General features: G+C 70.4%; 22 protein-coding genes. 4 read left to right on the forward strand and 18 right to left on the reverse strand.

Features of this window, described 5'->3' with window-relative positions:
* Entirely contained in the window at nucleotides 1-594 is a 594-nt protein-coding gene (locus JMV16_RS21355; protein ID WP_201496339.1) for a TIGR00730 family Rossman fold protein, read from the forward strand.
* Nucleotides 595-615: 21 nt separating this feature from the next.
* Here JMV16_RS21355 and glnK read toward each other — a convergent pair whose 3' ends face one another.
* Both glnK and JMV16_RS21365 read right to left on the reverse strand, forming a co-directional pair.
* Entirely contained in the window at nucleotides 616-954 is a 339-nt protein-coding gene (gene glnK / locus JMV16_RS21360; RefSeq protein ID WP_201496340.1) for a P-II family nitrogen regulator, read from the reverse strand.
* Nucleotides 955-992: 38 nt separating this feature from the next.
* Complete coding sequence (locus JMV16_RS21365) at nucleotides 993-2,678, reverse strand: NAD+ synthase (protein ID WP_201496341.1); 1,686 nt, start codon at nucleotides 2,676-2,678, stop codon at nucleotides 993-995.
* Nucleotides 2,679-2,699: 21 nt separating this feature from the next.
* Here JMV16_RS21365 and JMV16_RS21370 point away from each other — a divergent pair, with 21 nt between their 5' ends.
* Nucleotides 2,700-3,866 (forward strand): GNAT family N-acetyltransferase, encoded by a 1,167-nt coding sequence (locus JMV16_RS21370; protein ID WP_201496342.1) that lies wholly within the window; start codon nucleotides 2,700-2,702, stop codon nucleotides 3,864-3,866.
* Between the two features lie 18 nt (nucleotides 3,867-3,884).
* On the opposite strand, the gene ppa is transcribed toward JMV16_RS21370, so the two are convergent.
* Nucleotides 3,885-4,424 (reverse strand): inorganic diphosphatase, encoded by a 540-nt coding sequence (gene ppa / locus JMV16_RS21375; protein WP_201496343.1) that lies wholly within the window; start codon nucleotides 4,422-4,424, stop codon nucleotides 3,885-3,887.
* A 217-nt stretch (nucleotides 4,425-4,641) separates the two neighbouring features.
* Here ppa and JMV16_RS21380 point away from each other — a divergent pair, with 217 nt between their 5' ends.
* Nucleotides 4,642-6,834 carry a sodium-translocating pyrophosphatase gene (locus tag JMV16_RS21380; RefSeq protein ID WP_201496344.1) on the forward strand — a complete coding sequence of 731 codons (2,193 nt, stop codon included), beginning with the start codon at nucleotides 4,642-4,644 and terminating at the stop codon, nucleotides 6,832-6,834.
* Between the two features lie 103 nt (nucleotides 6,835-6,937).
* Here the strand turns inward: JMV16_RS21380 and JMV16_RS21385 are convergent, their stop codons facing one another.
* From JMV16_RS21385 to JMV16_RS21415, 7 genes are all read right to left on the reverse strand, one after another.
* On the reverse strand, nucleotides 6,938-7,141 hold the full coding sequence (locus JMV16_RS21385; protein WP_201496345.1) for a hypothetical protein: 204 nt from the start codon (nucleotides 7,139-7,141) through the stop codon (nucleotides 6,938-6,940).
* 92 nt (nucleotides 7,142-7,233) lie between these two features.
* The gene (locus JMV16_RS21390) at nucleotides 7,234-7,752 is read right to left on the reverse strand and encodes a hypothetical protein (RefSeq protein WP_201496346.1); all 519 of its coding nucleotides are present in this window, start codon (nucleotides 7,750-7,752) and stop codon (nucleotides 7,234-7,236) included.
* The gene (locus JMV16_RS21395) at nucleotides 7,733-8,272 is read right to left on the reverse strand and encodes a hypothetical protein (protein ID WP_201496347.1); all 540 of its coding nucleotides are present in this window, start codon (nucleotides 8,270-8,272) and stop codon (nucleotides 7,733-7,735) included. Before JMV16_RS21395 ends, JMV16_RS21390 begins: the two co-directional genes overlap by 20 nt.
* A gap of 111 nt (nucleotides 8,273-8,383) precedes the next feature.
* Nucleotides 8,384-9,070 (reverse strand): hypothetical protein, encoded by a 687-nt coding sequence (locus JMV16_RS21400; protein WP_201496348.1) that lies wholly within the window; start codon nucleotides 9,068-9,070, stop codon nucleotides 8,384-8,386.
* Between the two features lie 134 nt (nucleotides 9,071-9,204).
* Nucleotides 9,205-10,809: a sensor domain-containing diguanylate cyclase gene (locus tag JMV16_RS21405; RefSeq protein ID WP_236580646.1), complete on the reverse strand. Its 1,605-nt coding sequence runs from the start codon at nucleotides 10,807-10,809 to the stop codon at nucleotides 9,205-9,207.
* Between the two features lie 4 nt (nucleotides 10,810-10,813).
* Nucleotides 10,814-13,060: a putative bifunctional diguanylate cyclase/phosphodiesterase gene (locus tag JMV16_RS21410; RefSeq protein WP_201496349.1), complete on the reverse strand. Its 2,247-nt coding sequence runs from the start codon at nucleotides 13,058-13,060 to the stop codon at nucleotides 10,814-10,816.
* Nucleotides 13,057-13,452 (reverse strand): Hpt domain-containing protein, encoded by a 396-nt coding sequence (locus JMV16_RS21415; protein WP_201496350.1) that lies wholly within the window; start codon nucleotides 13,450-13,452, stop codon nucleotides 13,057-13,059. Before JMV16_RS21415 ends, JMV16_RS21410 begins: the two co-directional genes overlap by 4 nt.
* A 252-nt stretch (nucleotides 13,453-13,704) precedes the next feature.
* Between JMV16_RS21415 and JMV16_RS21420 the strand changes: the two genes are divergently transcribed.
* Nucleotides 13,705-15,225 (forward strand): sensor histidine kinase, encoded by a 1,521-nt coding sequence (locus JMV16_RS21420; protein WP_201496351.1) that lies wholly within the window; start codon nucleotides 13,705-13,707, stop codon nucleotides 15,223-15,225.
* Between the two features lie 16 nt (nucleotides 15,226-15,241).
* Here the strand turns inward: JMV16_RS21420 and JMV16_RS21425 are convergent, their stop codons facing one another.
* From JMV16_RS21425 to JMV16_RS21460, 8 genes are read right to left on the reverse strand one after another with little or no spacing between them, the layout of a single operon-like run.
* Entirely contained in the window at nucleotides 15,242-15,844 is a 603-nt protein-coding gene (locus JMV16_RS21425; RefSeq protein WP_201496352.1) for a response regulator, read from the reverse strand.
* Complete coding sequence (locus JMV16_RS21430; protein WP_201496353.1) at nucleotides 15,841-19,173, reverse strand: PAS domain S-box protein; 3,333 nt, start codon at nucleotides 19,171-19,173, stop codon at nucleotides 15,841-15,843. Before JMV16_RS21430 ends, JMV16_RS21425 begins: the two co-directional genes overlap by 4 nt.
* The gene (locus tag JMV16_RS21435) at nucleotides 19,170-20,453 is read right to left on the reverse strand and encodes an EAL and HDOD domain-containing protein (protein ID WP_201496354.1); all 1,284 of its coding nucleotides are present in this window, start codon (nucleotides 20,451-20,453) and stop codon (nucleotides 19,170-19,172) included. The genes JMV16_RS21430 and JMV16_RS21435 overlap by 4 nt, the downstream gene beginning before the upstream one ends.
* 33 nt (nucleotides 20,454-20,486) lie before the next feature.
* On the reverse strand, nucleotides 20,487-21,401 hold the full coding sequence (flgL, locus tag JMV16_RS21440) for a flagellar hook-associated protein FlgL (protein ID WP_201496355.1): 915 nt from the start codon (nucleotides 21,399-21,401) through the stop codon (nucleotides 20,487-20,489).
* 35 nt (nucleotides 21,402-21,436) lie between these two features.
* Nucleotides 21,437-22,837 carry a flagellar hook-associated protein FlgK gene (gene flgK, locus JMV16_RS21445; RefSeq protein ID WP_201496356.1) on the reverse strand — a complete coding sequence of 467 codons (1,401 nt, stop codon included), beginning with the start codon at nucleotides 22,835-22,837 and terminating at the stop codon, nucleotides 21,437-21,439.
* A 14-nt stretch (nucleotides 22,838-22,851) separates the two neighbouring features.
* Complete coding sequence (gene flgJ / locus JMV16_RS21450) at nucleotides 22,852-23,781, reverse strand: flagellar assembly peptidoglycan hydrolase FlgJ (RefSeq protein WP_201496357.1); 930 nt, start codon at nucleotides 23,779-23,781, stop codon at nucleotides 22,852-22,854.
* Nucleotides 23,778-24,917, reverse strand: a complete 1,140-nt coding sequence (locus tag JMV16_RS21455; RefSeq protein WP_201496358.1) for a flagellar basal body P-ring protein FlgI — start codon at nucleotides 24,915-24,917, stop codon at nucleotides 23,778-23,780. The genes flgJ and JMV16_RS21455 overlap by 4 nt, the downstream gene beginning before the upstream one ends.
* An 8-nt stretch (nucleotides 24,918-24,925) precedes the next feature.
* Nucleotides 24,926-25,618, reverse strand: coding sequence for a flagellar basal body L-ring protein FlgH (locus JMV16_RS21460; protein WP_201496359.1), 693 nt, complete (start codon nucleotides 25,616-25,618; stop codon nucleotides 24,926-24,928).
* Between the last annotated feature and the right edge of the window lie 9 nt (nucleotides 25,619-25,627).

Consider the following 25,627-nt stretch of genomic DNA (forward strand, 5'->3'; position numbering starts at 1 on the left):
ATGGCCACCGAACCCCTGAGCATCTGCGTCTATTGCGGCTCGCGCCACGGCGCCGACCCCGCCTACACCGAGGCCGCACGCGCCCTCGGCGCGGCCATAGGCACACGCGGGTGGCAACTGGTCTATGGCGGGGGCAAGGTCGGCCTGATGGGCGAGGTGGCCGACGCGGTGCTGGCCCACGGCGGCCGCGTCATCGGCGTGATCCCGGAATCGCTCAAGAAGCTGGAGGTCGGCCATCTGGGCCTGCACGAACTGCACGTCGTGCCTTCGATGCATGTACGCAAGCAAATGATGGCCGAGCGGGCCGACGCCTTCGTCGCCCTGCCCGGCGGCATCGGCACGCTGGAAGAGCTTTACGAGGTCTGGACCTGGCGTCAGCTCGGCTACCATGCCAGCCCCGTGGGCCTGCTCAATATCGCCGGCTACTACGACGACATGCTGCGCTTCATGCGCCACACCGTCGACCAGGGCTTTCTGTCGCAGGCCCAGCACGATGCGCTGCTGGTGGGCACCGAGCCCGAGAGCCTGCTGCTCGAACTGGCGCGGCGCCTGGCGCCAGGGCGGCCCAAGGCTGCCGACTACACAAAAGTCTGAGGTCGCGCGTCAGAAGCGAGCTCAGACCGCCGCTTCGTCGGTCTCGCCGGTGCGGATGCGCACCACCTGCTCGACGCTGGTGACAAAAATCTTGCCGTCACCGATCTTGCCGGTCTTGGCCGCCTTGACGATGGCCTCGATGCAGCGGTCGACGTCGTCGTCCTTGACGACGACCTCGATCTTCACCTTGGGCAGGAAGTCGACCACGTACTCGGCGCCCCGGTAGAGCTCGGTGTGGCCCTTCTGGCGGCCGAAGCCCTTGACCTCGGTGACGGTAAGGCCCGAGACACCCACATCGCCCAGCGATTCACGGACCTCTTCGAGCTTGAAGGGCTTGATGACGGCGGTGATCTGCTTCATGGCGGGCTCCGGATGTGGGAAGGATGTTTGGCGTGGATTTAAGCACGGAACCTGGACGTGATGGGATAGCGCCAGTCGCGCCCGAAGGCGCGGTGCGTGATGCGTATGCCCACCGGCGCCTGGCGCCGCTTGTACTCGTTGAACTTGATCAGGCGCGTGACGCGCTCGACGTCGGCGCGCGCATAGCCGGCGGCGACGATGGTCTCTATGCCCTGGTCTTCTTCCATGTAGAGCGCCAGGATGGCGTCGAGCACCTCATAGGGGGGCAGGCTGTCCTGGTCGGTCTGGTCGGGGCGCAGTTCAGCCGAGGGCGGCCGCGTGATGATGCGCTCGGGAATCACCGGCCCCAGGCTGCCATCGGCGCGCCGTGCGGGCTGGCGGTTCTTCCATTCGGCCAGGCGGTAGACCAGGGTCTTGGCCACGTCCTTGATGACGGCGAAGCCGCCCGCCATGTCACCGTAGAGCGTGCAGTAGCCGGTGGCCATCTCGCTCTTGTTGCCGGTGGTCAGCACGATGGCGCCGGTCTTGTTGGACAACGCCATCAGCAACGTGCCGCGGATGCGCGCCTGCAGGTTCTCTTCGGTCGTGTCTTCGGCCAGGCCGGCAAACTGCGGCGCCAGGCCGGCGCGGAAGGCCTGGAACATGGGTTCGATGGCGATTTCGTCGTAGCGCACGCCCAGGCGCGAGGCCATCTCACGCGCATCGATCCAGGAGATGTCGGCCGTGTAGGGCGAGGGCATCATCACCGCACGCACGCGGTCGGCACCCAGCGCGTCCACCGCCAGTGCCAGCACCAGGGCCGAGTCGATGCCGCCCGACAGGCCGATGAGGGCGCCCGGGAAGCCGTTCTTGCCGAGATAGTCGCGCACGCCCAGCACCAGCGCTGCCCAGGCCTGGGCCTCGGGCTCCGGCACCGGGTGGATGACGCCGCGCGGCACGCGGTCGGCCCCGATATCGATCATCAGCAGCGCGTCCTCGAAGGCCGGTGCGCGTGCGCAGATCGCGCCCACGGCATCGAGCGCAAACGAGGCACCGTCGAAGACGACCTCGTCCTGGCCGCCCACCAGATGGGCGTAGAGCAGCGGCCGGCCGCAGGCGCGCGCCCGCTCGGCCATGCGCTGCTCGCGCTCGCCGGCCTTGTCGAGGTGGAAGGGCGAGGCGTTGAGCACGCACAGCAACTCGGCGCCAGCAGCGCAGGCGGCGCGCGCCGGCTCATCGAACCAGGCGTCCTCGCAGATCAGCAGGCCGACCCGCAGCCCCCCAACCTCGAACACCAGCGGCGCCATGCCCGCATCACGGCCGGAGACGAAGTAGCGCCGTTCGTCGAAGACCTGGTAGTTGGGCAGCTCGCGCTTGCAGTAGGTGCCGACGACGACGCCGCCGGCCAGCACCGAGGCCGCATTGAAGCGCCGCTGCACGGCCAGCGACTTGGACCTAAGATCGCCGCGCCCATCGATGGCCTGAGGGTGGCCGACAACCAGGTGCAGGCCCTCGCAATCGGCCAGGCTGGCTGCCAGGGCCTGCAACTCGGCCTCGCAGGCCTGCATGAAGGCCGGGCGCAGCAGCAGGTCTTCGGGCGGGTAGCCGGTGAGCACCAGCTCGGGCGCCACCACCAGCCGGGCGCCGGCCGCGTGGGCGCGCCGGGCCGCATCAGCGAGCAGGCGGGCGTTGCCGGGCAGATCGCCCACTGTCGGATTCAGCTGCGCCAGCGCCACTTTCAACATGCAAGACCCTGAATGACGCCGATGGAATTCACTGCGAACGATTATGTCATCGGCCTTCACGACGACCCGCTGGCGCTGGACGCCGCGGCCTGGAACGCCTTGCTGGCCACGCAGCCCTCGCCCACGCCCTTCATGCGCCACGAATACCTGGCGGCTCTGCACGCCTCGGCCAGTGCCGTGCCGGGCACAGGCTGGTCGCCGCGCTTCCTGACGCTGCACCAGGGCGGCCGGCTGCAGGCGGCCTGCGCACTCTATGCCAAGAGCCACTCCTACGGCGAATACGTCTTCGACTGGGCCTGGGCCGACGCCTACCGCCGCCACGGCCTGCGCTACTACCCCAAGCTGCTGGGCGCCGTGCCCTTCACGCCGGTGTCGGGCACGCGCCTGCTGGCTCAGGACGAAGCCTGGCGCACTCTTCTCGTCGAGGCCCTGGGCCAACTGGCGCGCGAGTCGAAGCTGTCGTCGGCCCACCTGCTCTTTGTCGACGACGCCGACCGCGCGGCGCTGGGGCGCGCCGGCTGGATGCTGCGCGAGGGCGTTCAATTCCACTGGACCCATGACGCGGCCCAGCCGGTGGCCGATTTTCCCGCCCTGTTGGCCCGCATGCAGCGCGACAAGCGCAAGAAGATCCAGCAGGAGCGCCGCCGCGTCGCCGAGCAGGGCGTGAAGTTCAGCGTGTACGAGGGCGCGGCCATCACGGCGCCGCTGTGGGACTTTTTCTACCGCTGCTACACCCTCACTTACCAGGCGCACCAGAGCACGCCCTATCTGACGCGCGACTTCTTCGCGCGCATGGCGGCTGCCATGCCCGAGCATTGGCTGATGTTCGTGGCGCGGCGCGCCGGTGAGCCGGTGGCGACCTCGCTGGTCGCCATCGACCGCGAGCGCGGCGCGGCCTGGGGTCGCTACTGGGGCTGCGTCGAGCCCATCCCCTGCCTGCACTTCGAGGCCTGCTACTACCAGCCGCTGGCCTGGTGCCTGGCGAATGGCATGACGCGCTTCGAAGGCGGTGCCCAGGGCGAGCACAAGATGGCGCGCGGCCTGCTGCCGGTGGCCACGGCCTCGGCGCATTGGCTGCGCGACGAGCGCTTTGCCGGCGCCGTGGCCGATTTCCTGGCCAGCGAGAGCCAGGGCCTGGCGCAATACACGGACGAGTTGCGCGAGCGCAACCCGTTCAAGGCGGCCTGAGCAAGCCGCCCTTGAGTGTCAGCCGGCGTGGGCGGCCTTGAAGTTGGCCATGCCGGTGGTGACTTCCTGCTTGGCGGCCTCGGGGCCTTCCCAGCCCAGCACCTTGACCCACTTGCCAACTTCGAGATCCTTGTAGTGCTCGAAGAAGTGCTGGATGGTCTTCAGGCGCAGCGGGTTGAGGTCTTCCGGCTTTTTCCACTGCGTGTAGATCGACAGGATCTTGTCGATGGGCACGGCAATCAGCTTGTTGTCGCCGCCGGCCTCGTCGTCCATGCGCAGCATGCCCAGCGGGCGGCAGGTGACGACCACGCCCGGAATCAGCGGCACCGGCGTGATGACGAGCACGTCGACCGGGTCGCCGTCGTCGGCCAGGGTATTGGGGATGTAGCCGTAATTGCACGGGTAGTGCATGGCCGTGCTCATGAAGCGGTCGACGAAGAGCGCGCCGGTTTCGTGGTCGACCTCGTACTTGATCGGGTCGGCATTCATCGGAATCTCGATGATGACGTTGAATTCGTCCGGAGCCTTTTCGCCCGGGGTCACGTTGTGCAGGCTCATGGTGGTGCTTCGCTTGTACGGCCGTCGTGGCCTTGATGGGGCAGATTCTAGAGGTCGAACTTGCCCTGCCCTGACGCAGCGCAAACTTCCGCTGGCAAACCCGACGCGGAAGCGCCGACGCCATCCGTTAGCATCCGCCGCGCGGCAAATGCCCCCTGGCGAGGCCTGGATACGGGCGCGCCATCAGAAATCCGAAACGAGGAAGGAGATTCACCCTATGAGCACCTCCATGGCGCTGTACTTGGCGCTGGCGTGCGGCCTGGCCGCCGTCGTCTACGGCTTCGTCCAGCGAAGTTGGATCCTGAGCCAGGACGCGGGCAGCGCCCGCATGCAGGAGATTTCCAACGCCATCCAGCAGGGCGCCGCCGCCTATCTGGCGCGGCAGTACCGCACCATCGCCATCGTCGGCGTCGTGCTGGCGGTGCTGATCCTTGTCTTCCTGGGCACCAAGACGGCCGTCGGTTTCGTGCTTGGCGCGCTGCTGTCGGGCGCCTGTGGCTTCATCGGCATGAACGTCTCGGTGCGCGCCAACGTGCGCACCGCCCAGGCGGCCACCAAGGGCATTGGCCCGGCACTGGATGTCGCCTTCAAGGGCGGTGCCATCACCGGCATGCTGGTGGTGGGCCTGGGACTGCTGGGCGTGGGCGGCTTCTTCCTCGCCATCACCGGCGGCGTCAACGTCGATCCCGAGACGCTCAAGCCGCTGCTGGGCCTGGCCTTCGGCTCGTCGCTGATCTCCATCTTCGCGCGCCTGGGCGGCGGCATCTTCACCAAGGGCGCCGACGTCGGCGCTGACCTGGTGGGCAAGGTCGAGGCCGGCATCCCCGAGGACGATCCGCGCAACCCGGCGGTGATCGCCGACAACGTGGGCGACAACGTCGGCGACTGCGCCGGTATGGCGGCCGACCTGTTCGAGACCTATGCCGTGACGCTGATCGCGGCCATGGCCCTGGGCGCGCTGATGGTCAAGAACGCCGCGGTCGCTGCGGTGGTCTACCCCATGGTACTGGGTGGCGTCTCCATCATCGCCTCCATCATCGGCTGCGGCTTCGTCAAGGCCACGCCGGGCATGAAGAACGTGATGCCCGCCCTGTACAAGGGCCTGATCGTCGCTGGCGTGCTGTCCTTCATCGCCTTCATCGCCGTCACCAAGGTGGTGATGCCCGATGACGCGCTCGGCGCCGGCACGCAGATGCGCCTGATCGGCGCCTGCCTGGTGGGCCTGCTGCTCACCGCCGCCATGGTCTGGATCACCGAGTTCTACACCGGCACCCAGTACAGCCCGGTGCAGCACATCGCGCAGGCCTCGACCACCGGCCACGGCACCAACATCATCGCCGGCCTGGGCGTGAGCATGAAGTCCACCGCCTACCCGGTGATCTTCATCTGTGCCGCCATCTACGCCGCCTTCGCACTGGCCGGCCTCTACGGCATCGCCATCGCCGCCACTTCGATGCTGAGCATGGCCGGCATCGTGGTCGCGCTCGACGCCTACGGCCCCATCACCGACAACGCCGGCGGCATCGCCGAGATGGCCGAATTGCCCAGCAGCGTGCGCGACATCACCGACCCGCTGGACGCCGTGGGCAACACCACCAAGGCCGTCACCAAGGGCTATGCCATCGGCTCCGCCGGCCTCGCCGCGCTGGTGCTGTTCGCCGACTACACCCACGCGCTGGAAGCGCGCGGCATGGCGCTCAGCTTCGACCTCAGCGACCACAAGGTGATCGTGGGCCTCTTCATTGGCGGCCTCATCCCCTACCTCTTCGGCGCGATGGCGATGGAGGCCGTGGGCCGCGCCGCCGGCGCCGTGGTGGTGGAAGTGCGCAAGCAGTTCGCCGACGGCCAGATCATGGCCAACAAGCGCAAGCCCGACTACAGCGCCGCGGTCGACATGCTCACCACGGCGGCGATCAAGGAAATGATCGTGCCCTCGCTGCTGCCTGTGGTGGCCCCCATCGTGGTGGGCATGCTGCTCGGCCCGGCCGCGCTGGGCGGCCTGCTGATGGGCACCATCGTCACCGGCCTCTTCGTCGGCATCAGCATGTGTACCGGCGGCGGCGCCTGGGACAACGCCAAGAAACTGATCGAGGAAGGCTTCACCGACAGCAACGGCGTGCTGCACAAGAAGGGCGGCGACGCACACAAGAGCGCCGTCACCGGCGACACCGTGGGCGACCCCTACAAGGACACCGCCGGCCCGGCCGTCAACCCGCTGATCAAGATCATCAACATCGTAGCCCTGCTGATCGTGCCGCTGCTCCCGATGACGGCTGCCACCAAGGCGACCGAGCACCCGGCAGCGGCAGGGCCTGCCGCTGCCACGCCCGCGGCGACCCCGGCGGCGCCGGCCGCGACGGCGGCGCCGGCCACCACTGCCGATGCGGCTTCGGCCGCTGCCTCGCGCTGAGGCGCGTCAGCCAGAACCGGCCCCAGACAAAAGGCCGGTCGCCGCGAACCACGCGGCGACCGGCCTTTTTATTTTTTCCCCGCCCCAAGCGGGGTGCTGCGGCCTAGACGGCGGCGATCTGCCGGCGCTGGGCGCTCGGCGGCAACACGATGGTGGGCACCACCATTTGCGTGTGCGAGCCCTCGACACGCTCGGCCGCAGGATCGAGATCCCGCGCGTTGGCTTCGCTCAAGGGGTAGCGGGTGACGTAGCGGCGTTGGCTCACCGGATCGGTGACGCGCCAGCGGTAGAGGTCGACGATTTGCATGCCGAGAGTGTGGCGCGACGCCGCGCTGCCGGGGCCCCGCGAGGTGTGAAGCTCTCCACACCTGGGCGTAGATTCTTTGCGTGGGCCAGCCGCTACGGCGCGCTGGCCGGCCGGGCGGGCGCCGCGGTGGCCGTCAGCGCGTCGACCCGGCGGCGCTCCTCCTCGGCCCGGCGGCGCCACTCGCGGCGCGACTCGTTGGCGAGGTCGACGCGGGCGCGCAGCTGAAAGATGTATTCGCGCAGCTTGGCAAAATTGGACAGCAGGATGTTCCAGTTGCGCTGGTCGAAGCCGAACAGCACATTGGTGTCCCGGATGACCGGGCGTTCGCCGCAGCGCGCCCAGAAGGCGTCGTCGCGCTCCTTGTCGGGCACGCGCTCGCAATCCGGCGTGCTCTTGGGCTCCATGCGCGACAGATCGCGCGGCACCTCGTACTCCCACGGCAGCAGCACGGGCTCGACAGGCATCTGGATGTCCGGCAGTTCGGGATAGGTGGTCGTCTGCACCAGTTTCACCGTGGCCACCGGCTCGGGGGCGCTCAGGCGGTTGGTAGCACAGCCGGCCAGGCAGGTGGCCACCACCAGCAGCGCGAAGTCAGGGCTGGCGCGGCGCATTGGCGGCTCCTTCGGTGGCGGGCACGCGCGCCGCATCGGCCTTGGGAGCGGGCTTGCTGGGCACCCATTCGCCGTTGCGGCACAGGCCTTCGGTCTGGAAGAAGTTCTCGATCTCGCACTTTGCCGAGCGGTTGACGGCGCGCACCACGCGCTCGGCGCCACGCGAGTGCGTGAGGCGGTCGAGCTGCTCGACGCGCTCGCGGTCGTTGAGCTTGCGCTCAAGGTCGCGCTGGCGGCGTGCCGACTCGGAGTCGCTGGCGCGCAGCATGCTCGCCTCCTGGCGTGCGCGTGCGGCTTCTTCGATCTTGCGCCGCAGCTCTTGCTCAAGCGAGGCGTTCGAGGCCTGGACGCGGTCGAGATCGCCGCGCAGGCCGGTGACCTTGGCATTGAGATCGAGGATCAACTGGTCGCGTTCCTGGACCAGGCGATCCTTCTCGGCCAGGAAGGAGGTGAACTTGACCACCGCCCCCATCACAGCGACAACGACGGCCCCCGCCAGGGCCAGTCTGAGCCAGAGCATGAGCGACCTCCCCTAGTGCGCCGAAAGAAGCGCCGAATCTACTCGGGTTGGAAGGTCGGGGCGGCCACATCCCTAGCTTGTGGCCGGCCCGTGGGCCGCGGCCCGGGCCGCTCAGGTGTGCAACTCGCGCAGCGCTAGGGGGCCAGAACGCTCGCTGCTGCGGTTGGCCGGCGCCACGGCATGGGCCGAGCGCGCGCCCAGCTCAGGCTGCATCTGCACCGGCGCGTCGATGGGGGCGGCCGCTCCAAGCGCGGCATAGGCCGCGGCCAGGGCTTCGGCTTCGCTCGTGGATTCGGGCTCTTCCTTGGGCTGCTCGGGCGCCGTGTCGAGCACGGCAGCGGTGCGATAGGCGTCGCCCTCGGCCTGGGGGTCCTGGTGCTCGCGGTCGAGCACGGCCACGGCCATCTTGGAACGCAGATTGGCCAGCCCCACCGGCGACCAGTTGGTAACCAGGCCTTCGAGCTGCTCAAGTGCGCGCTGCAGCACATCCAGCGGCAGCTTGTGCAGGGCGCGCAGGCCCTTCTTCACCAGGGCCTGCTCGACGAAGACCAGGTGGCGCAGGGTCTGGCGGCTCTCCGGCATCTCGTCGAGCAACTGCTTCAGTTGCTTGAGGATTAGGGTCAGTTCCTCGCGCTGGCGGCGGTCACTGGCTTCGGCGCGCATGACCTTGGCCGGCTTGGCCGGAGTCGCCACGACGGCCTCGAGCACGATGTGGACGCCGCCGGCGTCGCGGCGCAGTGCCAGGTCGCGCTTGAAGATCAGGGCCGCAGCCTGGCGCAGGGGGTCGAAGATACGCATGAGGGCGGGCATGGTCGGTCGTGGCAGCGGTTCGCGGCCCGGAATTCCGGACCTTGAGCCTACTATCGTCGCCAAGCATGACGCGTTGAAGACCTGGATGTTTCCAAAGGCGACAAGAAGTCGCGGCTCCGATCTCAGGCTATGCAGGTGCGGTTCTTGCCTGTGCGCTTGGCTTCGTAGAGGGCTTCGTCGGCGCGTTCGAGCGTGGTTTCGAGCGCCTCGCCCACCTGCCAGGCGGTGACGCCGGCAGAGAATGTCACAAAGACCTCGCGGCCGTCGTACATAAACAACGCTTCGCTGAGGCTGCGCTGCAGCCGCGTGAGGGTCTGCTGCGCCTCGGCCACCGCGGTGGCAGGCAGCAGCACGACGAACTCTTCGCCGCCGAAGCGCGCCAGGTGGTCCACCGGGCGCAGGCGTTCGCGCACCGCCGCGGCCAGGGTCTTGAGGGCCTGGTCGCCCGCGGTGTGGCCCAGGCTGTCGTTGAGGCGCTTGAAGTTGTCAATGTCGATCAGCGCCACCGACAACTCGGCGCCATCGCTGCGCAGGGCGCGCGCACTCTCGGCCTCGAATTGCTGTGTCAGGCCGCGCCGGTTGGCCACCTGGGTGAGCGCATCGGTGGAGACCTCGTCGGACAGGCGCAGCAGTTCGGCCTCGAGCTGGCGCACACGGTCTTCGAGCTCGCCGGCGCGGCCACGGTCGGCCTGCAGGCGCTCTTGCGACTGCGCCACCGCCTGCTGCACGGCACGGCTGTCGGCCAGCATGGCCTTGACGACGCCGGCCAGGCTTTCAAGCGTGTCGGCAGACTCGATGGCCTCGGCATGACGCTCGGTGGCCAGCGTGAAGCGGCCCGTGGTTTCGCCGAGTTCGCCCACCTCGACCAGCATGTCGTGAATGAGTTGCTTGAGTGCGTCGCGTGCGGCCTGGCGCTCGCCGCGCACGGTCTGCTGGTGCCCGCGCGTCTCGGCCAACAAGCTGGCGGCGGCACGCACGCTGCGCACGCTCAGGTCGTCGGCAAGTCGGGCCTGCAGATTGCGGCACTGGCCCTGGGCCCAGCTTTCATCTTCCGACAACTCGACGAGGCCGGCACCGAGTTCGCGGCAAAGTGCGGCCAGTTCCTCGACCAGGTGGTGGCGGTGGGCAAACAGCCGACGCGCACGCGTACACAACGCATCCAGCTCGGCCAGGCGGCCGGCGGTGATGCCCTCGCCAGCCAGGGCGTCAGCGAGCCGGCCCAATTGATGGGCCAGTTCGCTGGCGCGGGGCTCGTCGCCTGCCAGGCCGGCGCGCACCGTCTGCTCGAGATGGGCCAGGGCCGGTGTCCAACTGCCATGACCTGCTGGCGGCGCGACCGGCGCCTCGATCGGCGGGTCTTCGACGCCAGTCTGGGCCGGATCGGCGGGCTGGTCGCTTTCCCAGGCTGAAAGCAGCGACTGCAGGCGCTGCAGCAGGCGCTGCGCATCGCTGCGGCTGCTGTCGAGCACGCGGCGCAGACTGTCCTTGCGCCGCGCCATGGTCCATTGGCGGCCGCCGCGATCAAGATGGCGCACGAGGCGCTCGACCAGGGCGGCCCAGGCCGCACCCTGGGCCTTGGCCTCGTTGACCGGCGGCGGCTGGCCCAGTTCCTCGGCATAGGCGCGGGCGTAGTTCTCGGGCGTGGGCTCGAGCTTGGACTGGGCCAGGCGGCGCAGCGCACCCTTGGCCGTGCTGGTCGGCGGCACCTGGCTGCGGGGGGGTTCCACGGCGCTAGTGATAGGGCCGACGGCCGGTGGCACGCAGCCCGTCGTCAGGGAATTCGCCCTCGCGCGAGGCGCCCATCCACGGCGTGGCGCTGGGCAGCACGGTCTGCTCGTGCCAGCGTTGCAGTTCCCCGGCCGGCAGCGCACGGCTGAACAGGAAGCCCTGCATGAAGCGGCAATCGGCCTTGCGCAGCTCGTCTTCCTGGCGCAGCGTCTCCACGCCCTCGGCGACGACGCGCAGACCCAGCGAGCGCCCGAGCGCGATGATGGCCTGCACCACGGCCAGGTTCTGCGCCGAGGTACCGATGTCCTTGACGAAGCCCTTGTCGATCTTCAGCTCGGAGATGGGCAGTTGCGTCAGGTAGGCCAGCGATGAATAGCCGGTGCCGAAGTCGTCGATGGCGATCTCGACGCCGATCTGGTAGAGCCGGTGCAGCGAGGGGATCACGGCCTCGATGTCGCGCATCAGGCTGCCCTCGATGATCTCGAGCTGGATGGCACGCGGCGGCACATCGGCGTTGGCGCAGTATTGGTGAATGCACTCGACGAGGTCGCTGCGCTCGAACATGCGCGCCGGCAGGTTGACGGCGATGGCATCGTCGAATCCGAAGGCCTGCTTCCAGGCGTGCGCCTGGCGCGCCGCCTCGCCCAGCGCCCAGTAGGACATCGGGACGATGAGGCCGGTCTCCTCGGCGACCTTGATGAACTGGCCCGGCATCACCAGTTCATTGCCGCGCTGCCAGCGCATCAGTGCCTCGACTCCCATCATGCGCGACGAACGCACGTCGATCTTGGGCTGGTAGTGCAGCACCAGTTCGTTGCGCTCGATGGCGCGGTGCAGGGCAGTCTCGAGTTCGAGCGCGTCGCGCGCACGGCCGCTCAGGAGTTGCGGGCTGTAAATGGCGGTGGAGTCCTTGCCCTGCTCCTTGGCCGCGTACATGGCGACATCGGCATTGCGCAGCAGATCGACCACCGAATTGCCATCGCGCGGAAACACGGCCACGCCGACGCTGGCAGTGACGAAGCGCTCCTGGCCGCTGATGACGATGGGCTCGCGCAGCGCCTCGAGGATGCGATCGGCCACGCGCTTGGCGTCGCGGTCGCTCGCGACTTCGGGCAGCAAGGCCACGAACTCGTCGCCGCCCAGGCGGCCGACGGTCTCGAGCGCGCGGTGCGAACGCGCGCCGGCAGCTTCGAGCATGCCGTCCATGACCTGGTCGCTGTGGCGCACGCAGGCGCGCAGGCGGCGGCCGACCTCGTGCAGCAGTTCGTCGCCGGCCCAGTGGCCCAGGGTGTCGTTGATGATCTTGAAGCGGTCAAGGTCGATCAGCAGCAGCGCAAAGTGATGCTGCAGCCGGCGCGCCTGCTCGAGCGCACGCTCGGCGCGCCACAGCAGCTGGCGGCGGTTGGGCAGGCCCGTGAGTTCGTCGAAATTCGCCAGGCGGTGGATGCGGTCTTCGGCCTGGCGGCGATCGGTCACGTCCTGCACGATGCCGGAGTAGCCGATGCTGTGACCATGCTCGCTGAACTCGGGTTCGGCCTCGACATGAACGATGCGCTGGCGCCCGTCGAGCAAGACCACGGGCACGTCGGCAGCCAGCACCGAGGCATGGCGCAGCGCCCGGTGCATCTCCTTGGACAGCGCCCGCCGCCCTTCCTGCGGCACCATGCGCATGAGGGCGCGCAGGGCCAGGGGCTCGCTGGGGCCGAAGCCGAACACGCGCAGCGCCTCGGGCGACATCAGCACGCCGTGCCGACTGCGCCGCCAATCGAAGCTGCCCATGCGCGCCAGATCCTGCGCGCGTGCCAGCTTGGCGCGGTTTCGCTCCAGTTCCAGCCGCGTGCGCGAGGCGCGCAGCAGGTAGCGCAAGCGGCCGGCGAGCAGGCCCCACTGCGTGGCCTTGACGAAGAAATCGGTGGCGCCCACCTGGTAGGCGCGTGTGATGGAGGCGTCGTCATCCAGGCCGGTGAGCATCAGCACCGGCGTGTTCTCCCAGCCGGGACGGCGCCGCAGCTCGGCGCAGGTGTCGAAGCCGTCCAGCCCGGGCATCATGGCGTCGAGCACGACGAGGTCGGGCGTCCAGTCACGCAGCATCTGCAGTGCGCGCTCGCCGCTGTCGGCCTCGAAAATCCTGAAGCCGCGCTCGCGCAGGGCCTGCGCGGTGAGCATCAGGTTCACCGGATCGTCATCGACGAGCAGGACTTCGGGTTGCGCCGGCAGGCCTTCGTCGGCGGCAGCTTGGTCTTGCGTCATTGCGGTTGACGCTCCTGCAGCATGGCATCCACCGACCGCAGCGCGGCCTGCCCTTCGCCGAGCAGGCGCTCGACATCGGCCCGCAATGTCGACACATCGCCACCACGCAGCCGCGCCTCGATGGCGGCGCAGCTCGAGGCCAGGGACAGGGCGCCGACGCTCGCCGACGAGGATTTCAAGGTATGGGCGATGGACGCCACGGCCGTGGCATCACCGCGCGCCGCCTCGGCCTGGGCCAGCAGGCGCCGCAGCGACGCATCGTAGGTGGCCAGCACGCGGGCGACCACGCCGTGCTGGCCGCTGGGGTCGAGCTCGCGCAGGCGGGCGAGGGCCTCGGGGTCCAGGGGCAGGACCGGCGCGGCGGCCGGGGCGGGTCGGAAGTCGGTGCTCATGGCAGGCCGTACACAGGCCGCAGCGAATCAGGAATAACCCGGATGTTAAGCGCGCTGCAGCCCTTGGGCCGATTGCGCCAGACGGCGGCGGTATTCGTTGGCATCTTGACGATCCCCCTTGGGGTGCGACTGCTGGGGACTGGCCGGGCCCGCAGCAGCAGGACTGCACCCTGCCCGGACCATGATGGGGTTTCGGCGCCCGGGCTCCGAACTTGAGCTTGCATGGGGGTGTCGCTCCGTACAATCCCGCTCATGCTAGCCCCGCACCCGGGCGCCGAAGACTGCCGCGGCGCGATGACGCCGCGCCTGGGCGCGCTGCTTACCGCCCTGCCCCCCGCCCTTGGTGGCTGCAGCGCCTCCACCAGCGGCGCTGCGTGGTTGTTTGCCTCGCTGGCGCTGTTGCTGGCCAGCGCCGGCGCCTATCTCGCCGGCACGCTGGGCGAGCGCCGCCGCGGCGAGCGTGCCCTGCGTGCGGCGCGCGCCGAACTGCGCCTGGAACGCCAGCTCGAAGCGGGCTGGACCTGGCGCACCGATGGCGGCCACCGCCTCGTCGCATGGCAGGGACCGGGCGCTTCCACCGCAGCCGATTGCCCGCTCTTCGGCGCCGCCTTGCACGCCCGCCTGGCCCACCAACAGCCCTTCCACGCGCTGCGCGTGATCGCGCCGCGGCCACTGGAAGGCAGCGCCGGCTGGGAACTCAGCGGCGTGCCCTGCTTCGACGACCTCGGCCGCTTCGACGGCTGCACCGGCACCGCCCGCCCCACCGATGGCGACGACGCGCTGCGCGCCGCCGCCGCCGCGCTGGGCCCGACCCTGGCCGCCTGCGCCGCCACCGCGGTGGTGGCGCTGGACCGCGGCGAGGGCTGGCGCGTGCTGCATGCCAGCACGCGCGCCCTTGAACGCTGGCCAGCACTGCGCCCCGGCGAGCGCCTCGATGCGCTGCTGGCCGAGCTGCCGGCAACGCTGCGCGAAGCCTGCGCCCAGGCCGAAGCGGGCACGCCGCAGGCCTTGCAGGGTTGGCAGCTGCAGGGCTTCGGCCCGCTGGCCGATGGCAGCCGAGGCCTGGTGCTGGCCCAGCCGGCCAGCGCAGGCAGCAGCGCCGACGCCCAGGAGACCGAGAACTTCGGCTTCACTGTCTCGCACGACCTGCGCGCGCCCATCCGCGTCGTCGAGGGCTTCACGCGCATCGTGAAAGAGGACTACGGCCGCCTGCTCGACCGCGTCGGCAACGACCACCTTGACCGCGTGCTCGGCGCCGCCACGCGCATGAATCTGATGATCGACGCGCTGATGACGCTGGCGCGGCTGTCGTCGCAACCGCTGGCGCGCCAGCCGGTCAATCTGTCGCAGCTGGCCGGCTATGTGGTCGACGACCTGCGGCGCGCCGCGCCCGAGCGCGAGGCCGACATCGAAATCGAGCCCGATCTGGGCGCCGTCGGCGACCCCACCCTGCTGCGCCTGGTGCTCGAGAACCTGCTCGGCAACGCCTGGAAGTACAGCTCACGCTGCGCCCGCGCCCAGATCGCCTTCCAGCGCGTGATGCACGGCTCGCGGCCGGCCTTCGTGGTGCGCGACAACGGCGCCGGCTTCGACATGCGCTCGGCCGACCGCCTGTTCGGCCTTTTCCAGCGCCTGCACAGCGCGAGCGAGTTCCCGGGCACCGGCGTCGGCCTGGCCTCGGTGCGCCGCATCGTGCGCCGCCATGGCGGCGAGCTGTGGGCCGATGCCGAACCTGGCCGCGGCGCCAGCTTCTTCTTCACGCTGCCGGGCTGAGCCCGGGGCGGCGTGATCAGCCGCTGCGCGCCAGTTCCTCGACCGCAGCCAGCAACCGCTCGGCCTGGGCCGCCGGGCTCATCTTCTGGTCATCGGCCAGGCGCTGCAGGCGCTTCATCGCGTCGGCACGCACCAGCGAATGGCGGTGCATCAGCACGCCCACGGCCAGCGCCACGGCGTCCAGCGGCGCGGCGGCAGTGGACGACGGCGCAGCGGTCGCAGGCGGCGCGGCGCCCAGGCGCGCGAAGGCGGCCTCGACCGCCGGCACGATCTGGCCCACGTCGAGCGGCTTGACCAGGTAGGCCAGCGCGCCGAGCTCGCGCACCTTGGCGATGGTGGCCTCGTCGGAGAAGGCCGACAGGAACATGAAGGGGATGCGGTAGGCGTCGCGCAGCGTCTCGGCGACATCGAAGCCGCTCTTGCCTTCCATGCGGATGTCCAGCAGCGCCAGCTGCGGCCGGTGCTCGCGCGCCAGCAGGATGGCATCGTCACCGTTGTCAGCGTCGATGATTTCGTAGCCGGCCTGCGCCAGGCCGTGGGTCACGGTGGCGAGCACGAGGCGGTCGTCGTCGACGACGAGGATGCGACCTTTGACTGCCTGGGCTGCGTTCGCGCTCATGGCGCCGATTGTCGCTGATCGACCGCCGCGTCGATGCGCACGCTGGGCGGACGCAGCTCGATGATGGCGACGACATCGTCGCCCTCCTGCTGCAGCGAGAGCATGGCGCTGCGGCGTGGCAGCAGGGCCCGTACCAGGCCCAGGCCCGAGACGCCGCCGCGCATGCGCGAGAGGTCGAAATCGGGCGCCAGCCGGCCCTGGCCGGCGATCTCGATGCGCACGCCCTCGGCCAGTGCGCGCAGGCGGCAGCGCACGCCGCCGCCGACACCGTGCTTGATGGCGTTGGTGAAGAGCTCATTGACCGTCAGCGCCACCGGGATCGACTCCGCCTCGGGCAGGATGTGGGGCACCTCGCCGACGCATTCGACCGAGATCGGGCGCCCGAAGGTGCGCTGCACCGACTGCGCGATGGCGCGCAGCAGCCCGGCCACCGCCAGCGGCCCGCTGGCACCGACCTGCAGGCCGTAGACCTGGGCGATGGCCTGCACCTGGCCCACGGCCTCGGACAGCACCGCCGCCACCTCGGGGTGGCGGGCGGCGTTCTGCTGCAGCAGGCCGGCCACGCCCTGCAGGTTGTTCTTGATTCGATGGTGGACCTCGCGCACCAACACCTCGCGCTGGGCAATGGCGGCCTGCAGCCGTGCGCGCTCGGCGGCGCGCTGCTCGGTCACGTCGCTGGCCACCAGCAGCAACTGCTTGGCCGCGCCCTGGCCCTCGTGCAGCGCGGTGATGCGGCAGTCCCACACGCGCGGCGCCGTGGCCGGCGCGGCGCCGCCCTCTTCGCGCCACTCATGCTGGCGCACCGGGCTGCCGGCGTCGCCGCCGGCGGCATCGCTGAGCCAGGCGCGCAACTGAGCCGCCTGGGCGGGGGCGCAGCAATCCTCGGGCAGGGCACCGACCGCGCCCGCGATGCTTTGGCGGAAGAAGGCCGCGGCGGTCTGGTTGACCTGCTGCATGCGCAGCGTGCGTGCGTCGAAAAGGGCGATGGCCAGCGGCGCGGTCTCGATCACGCGCTGCAGCGAAGCCTGGGCCTGGGCAATGCTGACCTCGGCCTGGCGGCGGCGCTCGATGTCGAGCAGCGCGAAGGTCAGCTCGCGCCCGCCGAGCAGGCCGTGGCGAGGTGTGCCCGTGCTCTGGCTGGTGAGCACGGCATTGCCGACAACCCAGAACAAGCGACCGTCGCGCCCGCGCAGCCGGCATTCGAAGGTCTCGGCCTGGCCCTCGTTGAGGCGGTCGAGCCAGTCGACGCGGCGCAGCGGGTGCTCGGGCTCGGGGGTGGCGACGATGCTGATGGGCTCGCCGACGAAATCGGCCAGCTCGCCGGCGAACATGCGCCGCGCCGAGCGGTTCATCCACTCGATGCCGCGCTCGGACACGGTGACGATGCCCACCAGCACCGAGTTGAGGATGGCGCGCGTGCGCTCGGCCTGGCGCGCCATCGCCTCGCGGGCGCGCCGGCGCTCATCGATGTCGACGAAGGAGCAGATCACGCCGGCCTCGGGGTCGGCCGCGTTGACCGGCCGCACCGCCACCTGCACCCAGACCAGGCGGCCGTCGCGGCGCTTGAGCACGCGCTCGCCACTGAAGCGGCCATGCTCGCGCAGCGCGTGGGCGATGCGGGACTCGAAGGCCACGCATTCGCGTGCGTTCTCGTACAGCTCGGCGGCGTCCAGCGTGTTGAGCTCGCTCGGCGCCCAGCCGGCCAGCGTGGCCATGGCCTGGTTGGCGCGCTCGATGCGCGCGCCGCGCTGGTAGACGATGCCGACCTCGGACAGGCTGAACATCAGCTCGCGGTCGCGCAGCAGTTGCTCCAGTTCGGCCTGCTGGGTCTTGAGCCGCGTGATGTCGGTGAGCACGGCCACCGCCTCGACCTGGCCGGTCTGCGGCTCGGCGCGCCGCACGGAAAGCGAATACCAGTGCAGCGAACCTCCGGCCTGTGCCAGCGGCAGCTCGGCCTCGAAGGGCCGCCCCTGGGCCAAGGCCTGGGTCACCTCGCCCAGGCCCTGGGCGGGGCCCATGCCGCGGCCGAAAATCTCTTCGAGCGAGGCGCCGGCGGCCGCACCCGGCTCGAAATCGAGCATGCGCTCGAAGCGCCGGTTGCAGCGCACCAGCACCGGACCGCGCAGGTAGGCGATGCCGGCCGTGGAGCTGTCGAGGATGGTGGTCAGCTCGCGCAGCAGCTGCTCGTTGCGGCGGCGCGCGCTCTCCTGGTCGGTGATGTCGAGCGTGACGACCGAGGTGGTGACGCGTCCGGCTGCCAGCGCCGCCGGCTCGACGCGCGTGAGCAGCCAGCGCGAGCCCAGCTCGGGATGGCGCACGGCATAGCGCACCTCGGCTCGCTCACCCTGGCGCAGCGCGCGCTGCAGACGCTCGAACTCGGGCAGCGACTCCGTCTCGACGAGTTCGCGGCCTATGCCCAGCAGCGCACCGGCGGCCGGCACGCGCTGGGTCTCGACGCGGACGTGCTCGCCGCTGCTGGGCGGCGCCAGCCAGCCGCGCGACGGGTCGTAGGTGGCCACGCCGATGCTGGCGGTGTCCATCAGCATGCCCATCTCGAGCTGGGCAAGGTCGCGCTCGTCCTCGGCGCTGCGGTCCTGCACCACGGCCATCACGCGGCGCCCGCCGCCGTCGCCCAGATGGCAGGCCAGGCGCGCCCACAGGCGGCGGCGCCGGCCTTCGCCCATGGGCAGCAGCACCTGGCGCTCGAGCGGGCGAGCGCCCGGCGCGAGCTGCGGCGACATCGCCCCGCCCTCCCAGGCGAGCAGGGCCTGCAGTTCGGGCGCGGCGTCGGAAAGCACCTCGGGCACGCGCTCGACCAGGGCCTCGAAGGCGGCGTTGGACCGCACGATGAGGCCGGTGGCGTCGTAGACCAGCATGCCGCCTCCGCTCAACTCGAACCACTGCGCCAGCTCGTCCTCGGCGCGCCGCACCTGGGCGCGCGCCGCGTGCTCGACGCTGGTGTCCTGCATCAGCGTCAGCCATTGGCGGTGGCCGCGAGGATCGGCCAGAGCCACCACATTGAGCGTCAGCCAGTGCTGGGAGCCGGCGGCGTCGACGAGGCGGCGGCGCAGGATCAGCGGCGGTGCGCCCGGCAGCAGCGCCCGCGTCACCTCGCCGCGCTGCAGGCGGTTGGCGTCACGGTCTTCGGCCGGCTGAAGCTCGAGCATGTCGCGGCCCAGCAACTGCTCGCGCGGCAGGCCGACGAGGGCCGCGAAGGCCTCGTTGACATCGACCAGCCTGAACGCAGCGTCCTGCAACGTGGCCGGCACACTGGAGGCCCAGAGCACGCCGCGCAGGCTGGCCGAGGCCACGGCACCGCCCAGGCTCATCCGTCGAGCTGGCGCGCCGAGCCCAGCGCCACCAGCAGCGCGCGGTTGACTTCGGCCGGGCCGAGCATGAGCTGGTCGCTGCACTCGCGGATGTCGTAGAGCGACTCCTGCTCGATGGCGCGCAGCAGTTCCAGATAGGGCGCGAAGGGCCCGCCCTGGCCGCACAGCGCCTGCTGCACGCGCTCGGGCACGGGCAGGTTCTTCATCAGCTCAGCGAAGGGTTGCTGCAGCAGGCGATCGAGCAGCGAGAAGACGCCGCAGATGAACATCTCGCCGCGCAGCTCGGGGTCGCCCTGGCCGCGGCCCAGTTCCTCGAGCAGCAGGCCGCGGCGCACCGCGGCGTGGATCATCGGCTGGGCAAAGCCGGCCTTGGACGACGAGGCCAGCAGCAGCGCCAGCCAGCGCTTGAGCCGCTCGTGGCCCAGCAGCATCAGCGCATGGCCGAAGGAATTGACCTCCACCGAAAGCCCGAAGGCCGGCGAGTTGAGGTAGCGCATCAGCCGGAAGGCCACCGTGGGGTCGCGCCGCAGCACGGCCTCGAGGCGGGACACCGGCTCTTCGCGCTCGACGCCGTTGATGAGGTCGAGCACCACGCTCACGTCGGAAGCCACCGTGTGGCGCGCACCGGCGGCCGGCAGCGGGTCGTCGAAGGGCCAGCCGAGCACGGCCACCGCGCCGCGCTGGAAGGCGCGCTCGACCTCGGCCGCGCTGCGCGTGCCGGCCTGCACCGTGGTGATGCTGCGCACGCCCGGTGTCGCGGTGGCCTCGCTGCGGCGCTCGTCGCTGACGTCGACGATGGAATGCGAAAAACAGGCCAGCACTTCGGGCGCCAGGGCTTTCAGCGGCCGGCCCTTGATGAGCAGCACGCTGCCGGCCTCGCGCAGGCGCTGTATGGCCTCGGCGTGGGTGGCATCGGTGGCCATGAAGGCCGGAATCTCCAGCATCAGGTGGGGCGGCGGCGCCGCCTCCATCACCGCCATCAGCAGCGACTCGCCGGCGATGTTGAGCGAGACCGGCGCGTTCTTCACCGTCGGCGGCAGCGGCACGCCGCGGGCACCGGCCGGGCGCGGCTCCAGCGGGCGCAGCGTCAGCTTCATGGGCTCGGCCTCGTCACTGGCCGGCCAGACCTCGAGCAGGGCGTCCAGCAATGCCGCGGCATCGGGCGTGGACTCGGGCCTTTCGGGGAAGAGGGTCAGCCGGCTCGCGACCACCGCACGTTGGCGGTCGATCATCGGGCTGTAGCCGAGGGCCAGCTGGCCCAGTACGGGATGCTCGGACATGAGGGGGGCCGGCGGCCTTGGGGAGGCGGGCGCCTAGCGGACGTAGTCGAAGAGGGACAGGCGCTGCACGATGGAATAGGTCTTCAGGGCGGCATCGTAGCCGCTCTGGCGGTTCTGGAATTCGGAGATCGCCTGCAGCATGTCCAGATCCTCGGCCTCGGAGAGCTGGCGCTCGGCGTCGAGCTTGCCCTGGCCCAGGCGGCTGGCGATGCCGTCGATGCGGTTGAGCGTCTCGCCGGCACGCGCACGCCAGCCACCCAGGTGCTCCTGGGCCTTGTCGATGAAGCCCAGGCCGTCGGCCACGGTCTGGGTGATCTCGGCAGTGGTGCGCCCGGCCGTTCGCAGTTCGGTGACGGTGCGGTCCAGCATCGCGAAGATCGTGCTGCCGGGCAGGGCCTGGTCGAGCTCGCTCAGCCAGACGGCCTGGCCGTCCATCGACAACGGCGAAGGCTCGCCCGAGGCGGCCTGCGCCTGGCCGGCGGTGCCGTTGTAGGTGAGGCCGTTGGCCGCGATCGGTGGCACGTCGGCGCCCTTGCCGCCGAAGAGATAGCGACCGGCGCCGTCACCCCGGTTGGCCGTCTTGAGCAGGTCGTCGCGCAGGCCTTCCAGCTTGTCCGCCATAAGCGCGCGCTCGCTGTCGCTGTAGCCGCCGTTGCCGGCATTCATCACCGTCTCGCGCGCCTGCTGCAGCAGTTCGCCGGCGTCGCCCAGCGCGCTCTCGGTGAGCAGCATGGCGTTGCGGCTGGCGCCCAGTGCGCGCTGCTCGGCGTCGACGCGGCGCGACGCCGCCAGCGCGCGTATGGCCGCCGCGGCCGACGAAGGGTCGTCGCTGACCTTTTGCACGCGCTTGCCGCTGGTGAGGCGGTCCTGCGCCTCGCTGATGCCCTGCTGGCGGCGCTGCAGATTGGATACCGAGGTCTCGAAGGCGTGGGCGGAGGTGATGCGCATGGCTCGGTCTCGCGGTGGGTCGGCTGGGGCGGTGATCAACGGGTGGTGGCTTCGAGCATCTTGTCGAACAGCACCTGCGCCACCTGCAGGATCTTGGCCGCGGCCTGGTAGCTCTGCTGGTACTGGATGAGCTTGGCGGCTTCCTCGTCGAGGTTGACGCCGGCCAGGCTGGCGCGTGTGGATTCGGTCTGTGCCGCCACCGAGGCCGAGATGTCGGCAGCCGCCTGCGCGTTCTGGATGCGGGCGCCGAACTCGGCCGTCAGCTGGGCCCAGGCATCGTCGATGGTGCGCCCACCCAGGATGGTCTGGTCGCGCAGGCCCGCCAGCGCCAGCGCGTTGTCGTTGCTGGTGGCCAGTGCGCCGGACGGCGCCGTCATCGCGGCAGCCGCCAGCTCGCGCGGGTCGGTGATGAGCAGCGCCATTCCCTTGGGATCGGGCGGATTGCCAAGGGTGGCGAAGAGATCGCCACCGGCACCGCCATTGAGAGTCTGGCCCTGACCGTGCTGGATGTTGAAGGCGCTCGCCAGGCCGGCAGCCATGTCGCCCAGTGACTGGCGTGCCGCGGCAAGATCGAGGTTCTGGAAGCGCAGCAGGCCAGCCACGCTGCCGCCGCCCACGGCGTCGGGGGCGATCATGCGGGGCGAACCGCCCTCCATGATGCCCAGGGCGCTGCGCGTGGGATCACTGCTGTCCTGCATCACCGCCAGCTCGCCCGCCTCGCTGCCGAGCACCAGGCGCTGGCCGCCGGCGATGAAGACCGACAGGCTGCCGTCGTTGGCCAGCACGGTGCTGAGCTTGAGGTGGGTGGCCAGGCGCGAGATCAGGCGGTCGCGTTCGTCGAGCAGGTCGTTGGCGGGCTGGCCCACGTTCTGGGCCGCGGCGATCTGCTGGTTGTCGGCGGCAATGCTGAGGGCCAGGCTGTTGATCTCGGACACCGCCGCCTCGAGCGCGCCGGTGACGGTGGCCTGCGACTGGTCGAACAAGGCGCCGGCATCGCGAAAGCGCGCCGCCAGGCTGTCGGCACGCGCCAGCACGACCTCGCGCGTGGCCAGGTCGCCCGGCTGGCTGGCCATGTCGGACAAGGCGCCCATCAGGTCGCTGACGGCATTGCCCAGGCCACCCTCCCCGGGCTTGAAGACCGGCTCGATCTGCTGCAGTTGCTCCAGGCGCGCCGCGTCCATTGTCGACAGTGCCTTGGACGAAGCGGCCTCGCGGGTGGCGAATTCATTGTGGGCGCGCTCGATGGTGGCAACGTCGACACCTCGGCCCTGGTAGAGGCCGCCCACCAGCAGCGCCTTGCTGGTGGCGAACTGGGCGTCCTGGCGCGAATAGCCGGCGACATTGGCATTGCCGATGTTGTGGCTGGTGGTCTGCAGGCCGATGTAGTTGGCCGTCATGGCCTTGAGGCCCAGCGCGGTGAGTGAGGAGCCGCCCATCTCAGCTCAACCCGTCAGGCCAGCGAACGCTGCAGGCGCAGCGTGGTGTTGATGACGCGCGTGAGCTTGTCGGCATAGGCCGGGTCGGTGGCATAGCCGGCGCGCTGCAGGCCCTGGGCGAACACCGCCGCCTGGCTGGCCGAGCCGCCGGCGCGCGCCGTGCCCTTGTCGGCCGAGGCCTGGCTTACCCCCTGCACCACCGCCTGGTAGCGAGGGCTGTCCTTCATCAGCCGCGCATAGTCGGCAAACGACTCGGCGTAGCTGCCATAGGCGCGAAACTTCGCCACCACCTTCTGCGGGCGGCCATTGATGTATTCGGTGGTCGAGACCTCGGCCACCGGGCCCTTCCAGTTGGCCCCTGCCTTGATGCCGAAGAGGTTGTAGGAAGGGCTGCCGTCGGCATGGCGAATCTCCTTGCGGCCCCAGCCGGTCTCGTGCGCCGCCTGCGCCACCATGAAGGTGGCCGGGATGCCGGTGGCGGCCTCGGCGGCGCGCGCTGCGTCGCCGTGCTGCTGCACGAAGCCTGCAGCGCCCGTCTGCGGTACGCGCACCGCCTCGGGCCTGGCCGCCAGCGGCGCCGGCGTGTTGTTGGCCGATCCAGTAGCCGGTACGGGGCCGGGCGTCAGGCCCATCTGGCGCTCGAGCTGCTTGAGGATGGCCTCGGACAGGCCGCCCGGCCGCCCGCTGAGCTGGGTCGCGAACTGCGTGTCCAGCATCTCGGTGCTGACCTGGCCGCCGGTGCTGTCGAGCATGCCGCTGGCCAGCGTGGACGAGCGCATGCTCTTCATCAGCTCGTTCATGAAGAGCGACTCGAACTGCTTGGCCGCCTCGCGCGCCGCCGCCTTGGGGTCGCTGGCGGCCTGGGCCTTGAGCGTGGCCAGCGCATGGGTGTCGATGGCCAGGCCCTGGCCGGCCGCGGCGCGGGGGGCGACGGGATTCGTCATAGGACTTCGATCTCGGCATGCAGCGCGCCGGCGCTCTTCATGGCCTGCAGGATGGCCAGCAGGTCCATGGGCGTGGCGCCGAGGGCGTTGAGCGCCTTCACGACATCCGCCAGGCGCACGCCGGGCGGCATGCTGATCAGCGCCCCGCCCTGCTGGGTGATGGCGATGTCGGACTTCTCGGCCTGCACCGTCTGGCCCTGGGCCAGCGCATTGGGCTGGCTCACCACCGGCGTGGTGCTGATGGTCACCGACAAGTTGCCATGCGCCACGGCGCAGGCGCCCAGGGTGACGGCATCGTTCATCACCACCGAGCCGGTGCGCGCGTTGAGCACCACGCGCGCCGCCGGCTGGGCGAGTTCGAGCGTGAGGTTCTCGATGTCGGCCAGGAAAGCCACCCGCTCGTCGCCGGACTGGGGCACCTTGACGCGCACCGAGCGGCCGTCGATGGCGGCGGCCGTGCCGCCGCCCTTGGCCTGGTTGATGGCGCCGGCCACGGCGCGTGCGGTGGCGTAGTCACCCGCCGCCAGGCCCAGCACCAGGCTGTCGCCGGCCAGCAACGGCGTCGGCACGCTGCGCTCGACGCTGGCGCCCTCGGGGATGCGGCCGGCCGAGAGGTGGTTGATCTGCACCTTGGAGCCGCCCGCCGCGGCACCGGCACCGCCGACGATGAGATTGCCCTGGGCCAGGGCATAGACCTGGCCGTCGGCGCCCTTGAGCGGCGTGGCGATCAGCGTGCCGCCGCGCAGGCTCTTGGCATTGCCCACCGAAGACACGTTGACGTCGATGGTCTGGCCGGGCTGGGCGAAGGGCGGCAACTGGGCCGTGACCATCACCGCGGCCACGTTGCGCGGCTGCATCGTCACGCCCGGCGGCAGCGTCACGCCCATCTGCTGCAACATGGCATTCAGGCTCTGCGTCGTGAATGGCGTCTGCGTGCTCTGGTCGCCGGTGCCGTCGAGCCCGACGATGAGCCCATAGCCCACCAGCTGGTTGCTGCGCACGCCTTGCACGGCGGCGATTTCCTTGATGCGCACGGCGGCCGCGGCCTCCAGCGGCCACCACAACGCGCTGCTGGCGGCGGCCAGGCCGAGCGCGACGGTCCAGCGCAGCAGGCTTTCGGCGTTGAAGCGGGTCATGGCGGGCCTCAGACCGGCGCCAGGCTGAGGAAGACGCGCGACAGCCAGCCCACTGCCTGCGCCTCGGCCTGCTGGCCGCGGCCACGGTGCTCGAGCCGCACATTGGCGATCTGCGCGCTCGGCACGGCGTTGCCGCTCTGGATGGCGCGCGGGTCGACCTGGCCCGAGAAGCGCAGCACGTCGACGTTCTCATTGACGCCGATCTGCTTTTCGCCCGCGATCAACAGGTGGCCGTTGGGCAGCACGCCGCGCACGACCACAGTGATGGTGCCGCTGAAGTCGTTGCTGCTCTCGGTGGCGCCCTTGCCCTCGAAGCTGTTGGTACCGGTGGCGCCGATGTTGGCGCGGCCGAACTTGCCGGCGTTCATGCCCGGCAATGCCGTCACGCCGGCGGCCAGCCCGCCCTTCTTGTCGACCGAGCTGGTCGACGACTGGCTGGCGCTGATCTTCTCGACGATCTGCACCACCAGGGTGTCGCCGACATGGCGGGCGCGGTGGTCCTCGAACAGCGGGCGGTAGCTGGCGGCGCGGTAGATCGAGCCGGTGGCCTCGGCCGGCTGCGGTATGACCTCGGGCAGCAGCGGCGGCTGGTTGTCCTCGACCTGTACGCGCGGCCAGATCACGCCGCAGCCGGCCAGAAGCAGGCTCAGCACCAGGGTAGCGTGCAGGGTGGCGGACCGAACGACGGCGTGGCGCTTCATGGCGGCCTC

It is taken from the genome of Rubrivivax sp. A210 (assembly GCF_904426505.1).
In the GTDB taxonomy this organism is placed as follows: Bacteria; Pseudomonadota; Gammaproteobacteria; order Burkholderiales; family Burkholderiaceae_C; genus Rubrivivax.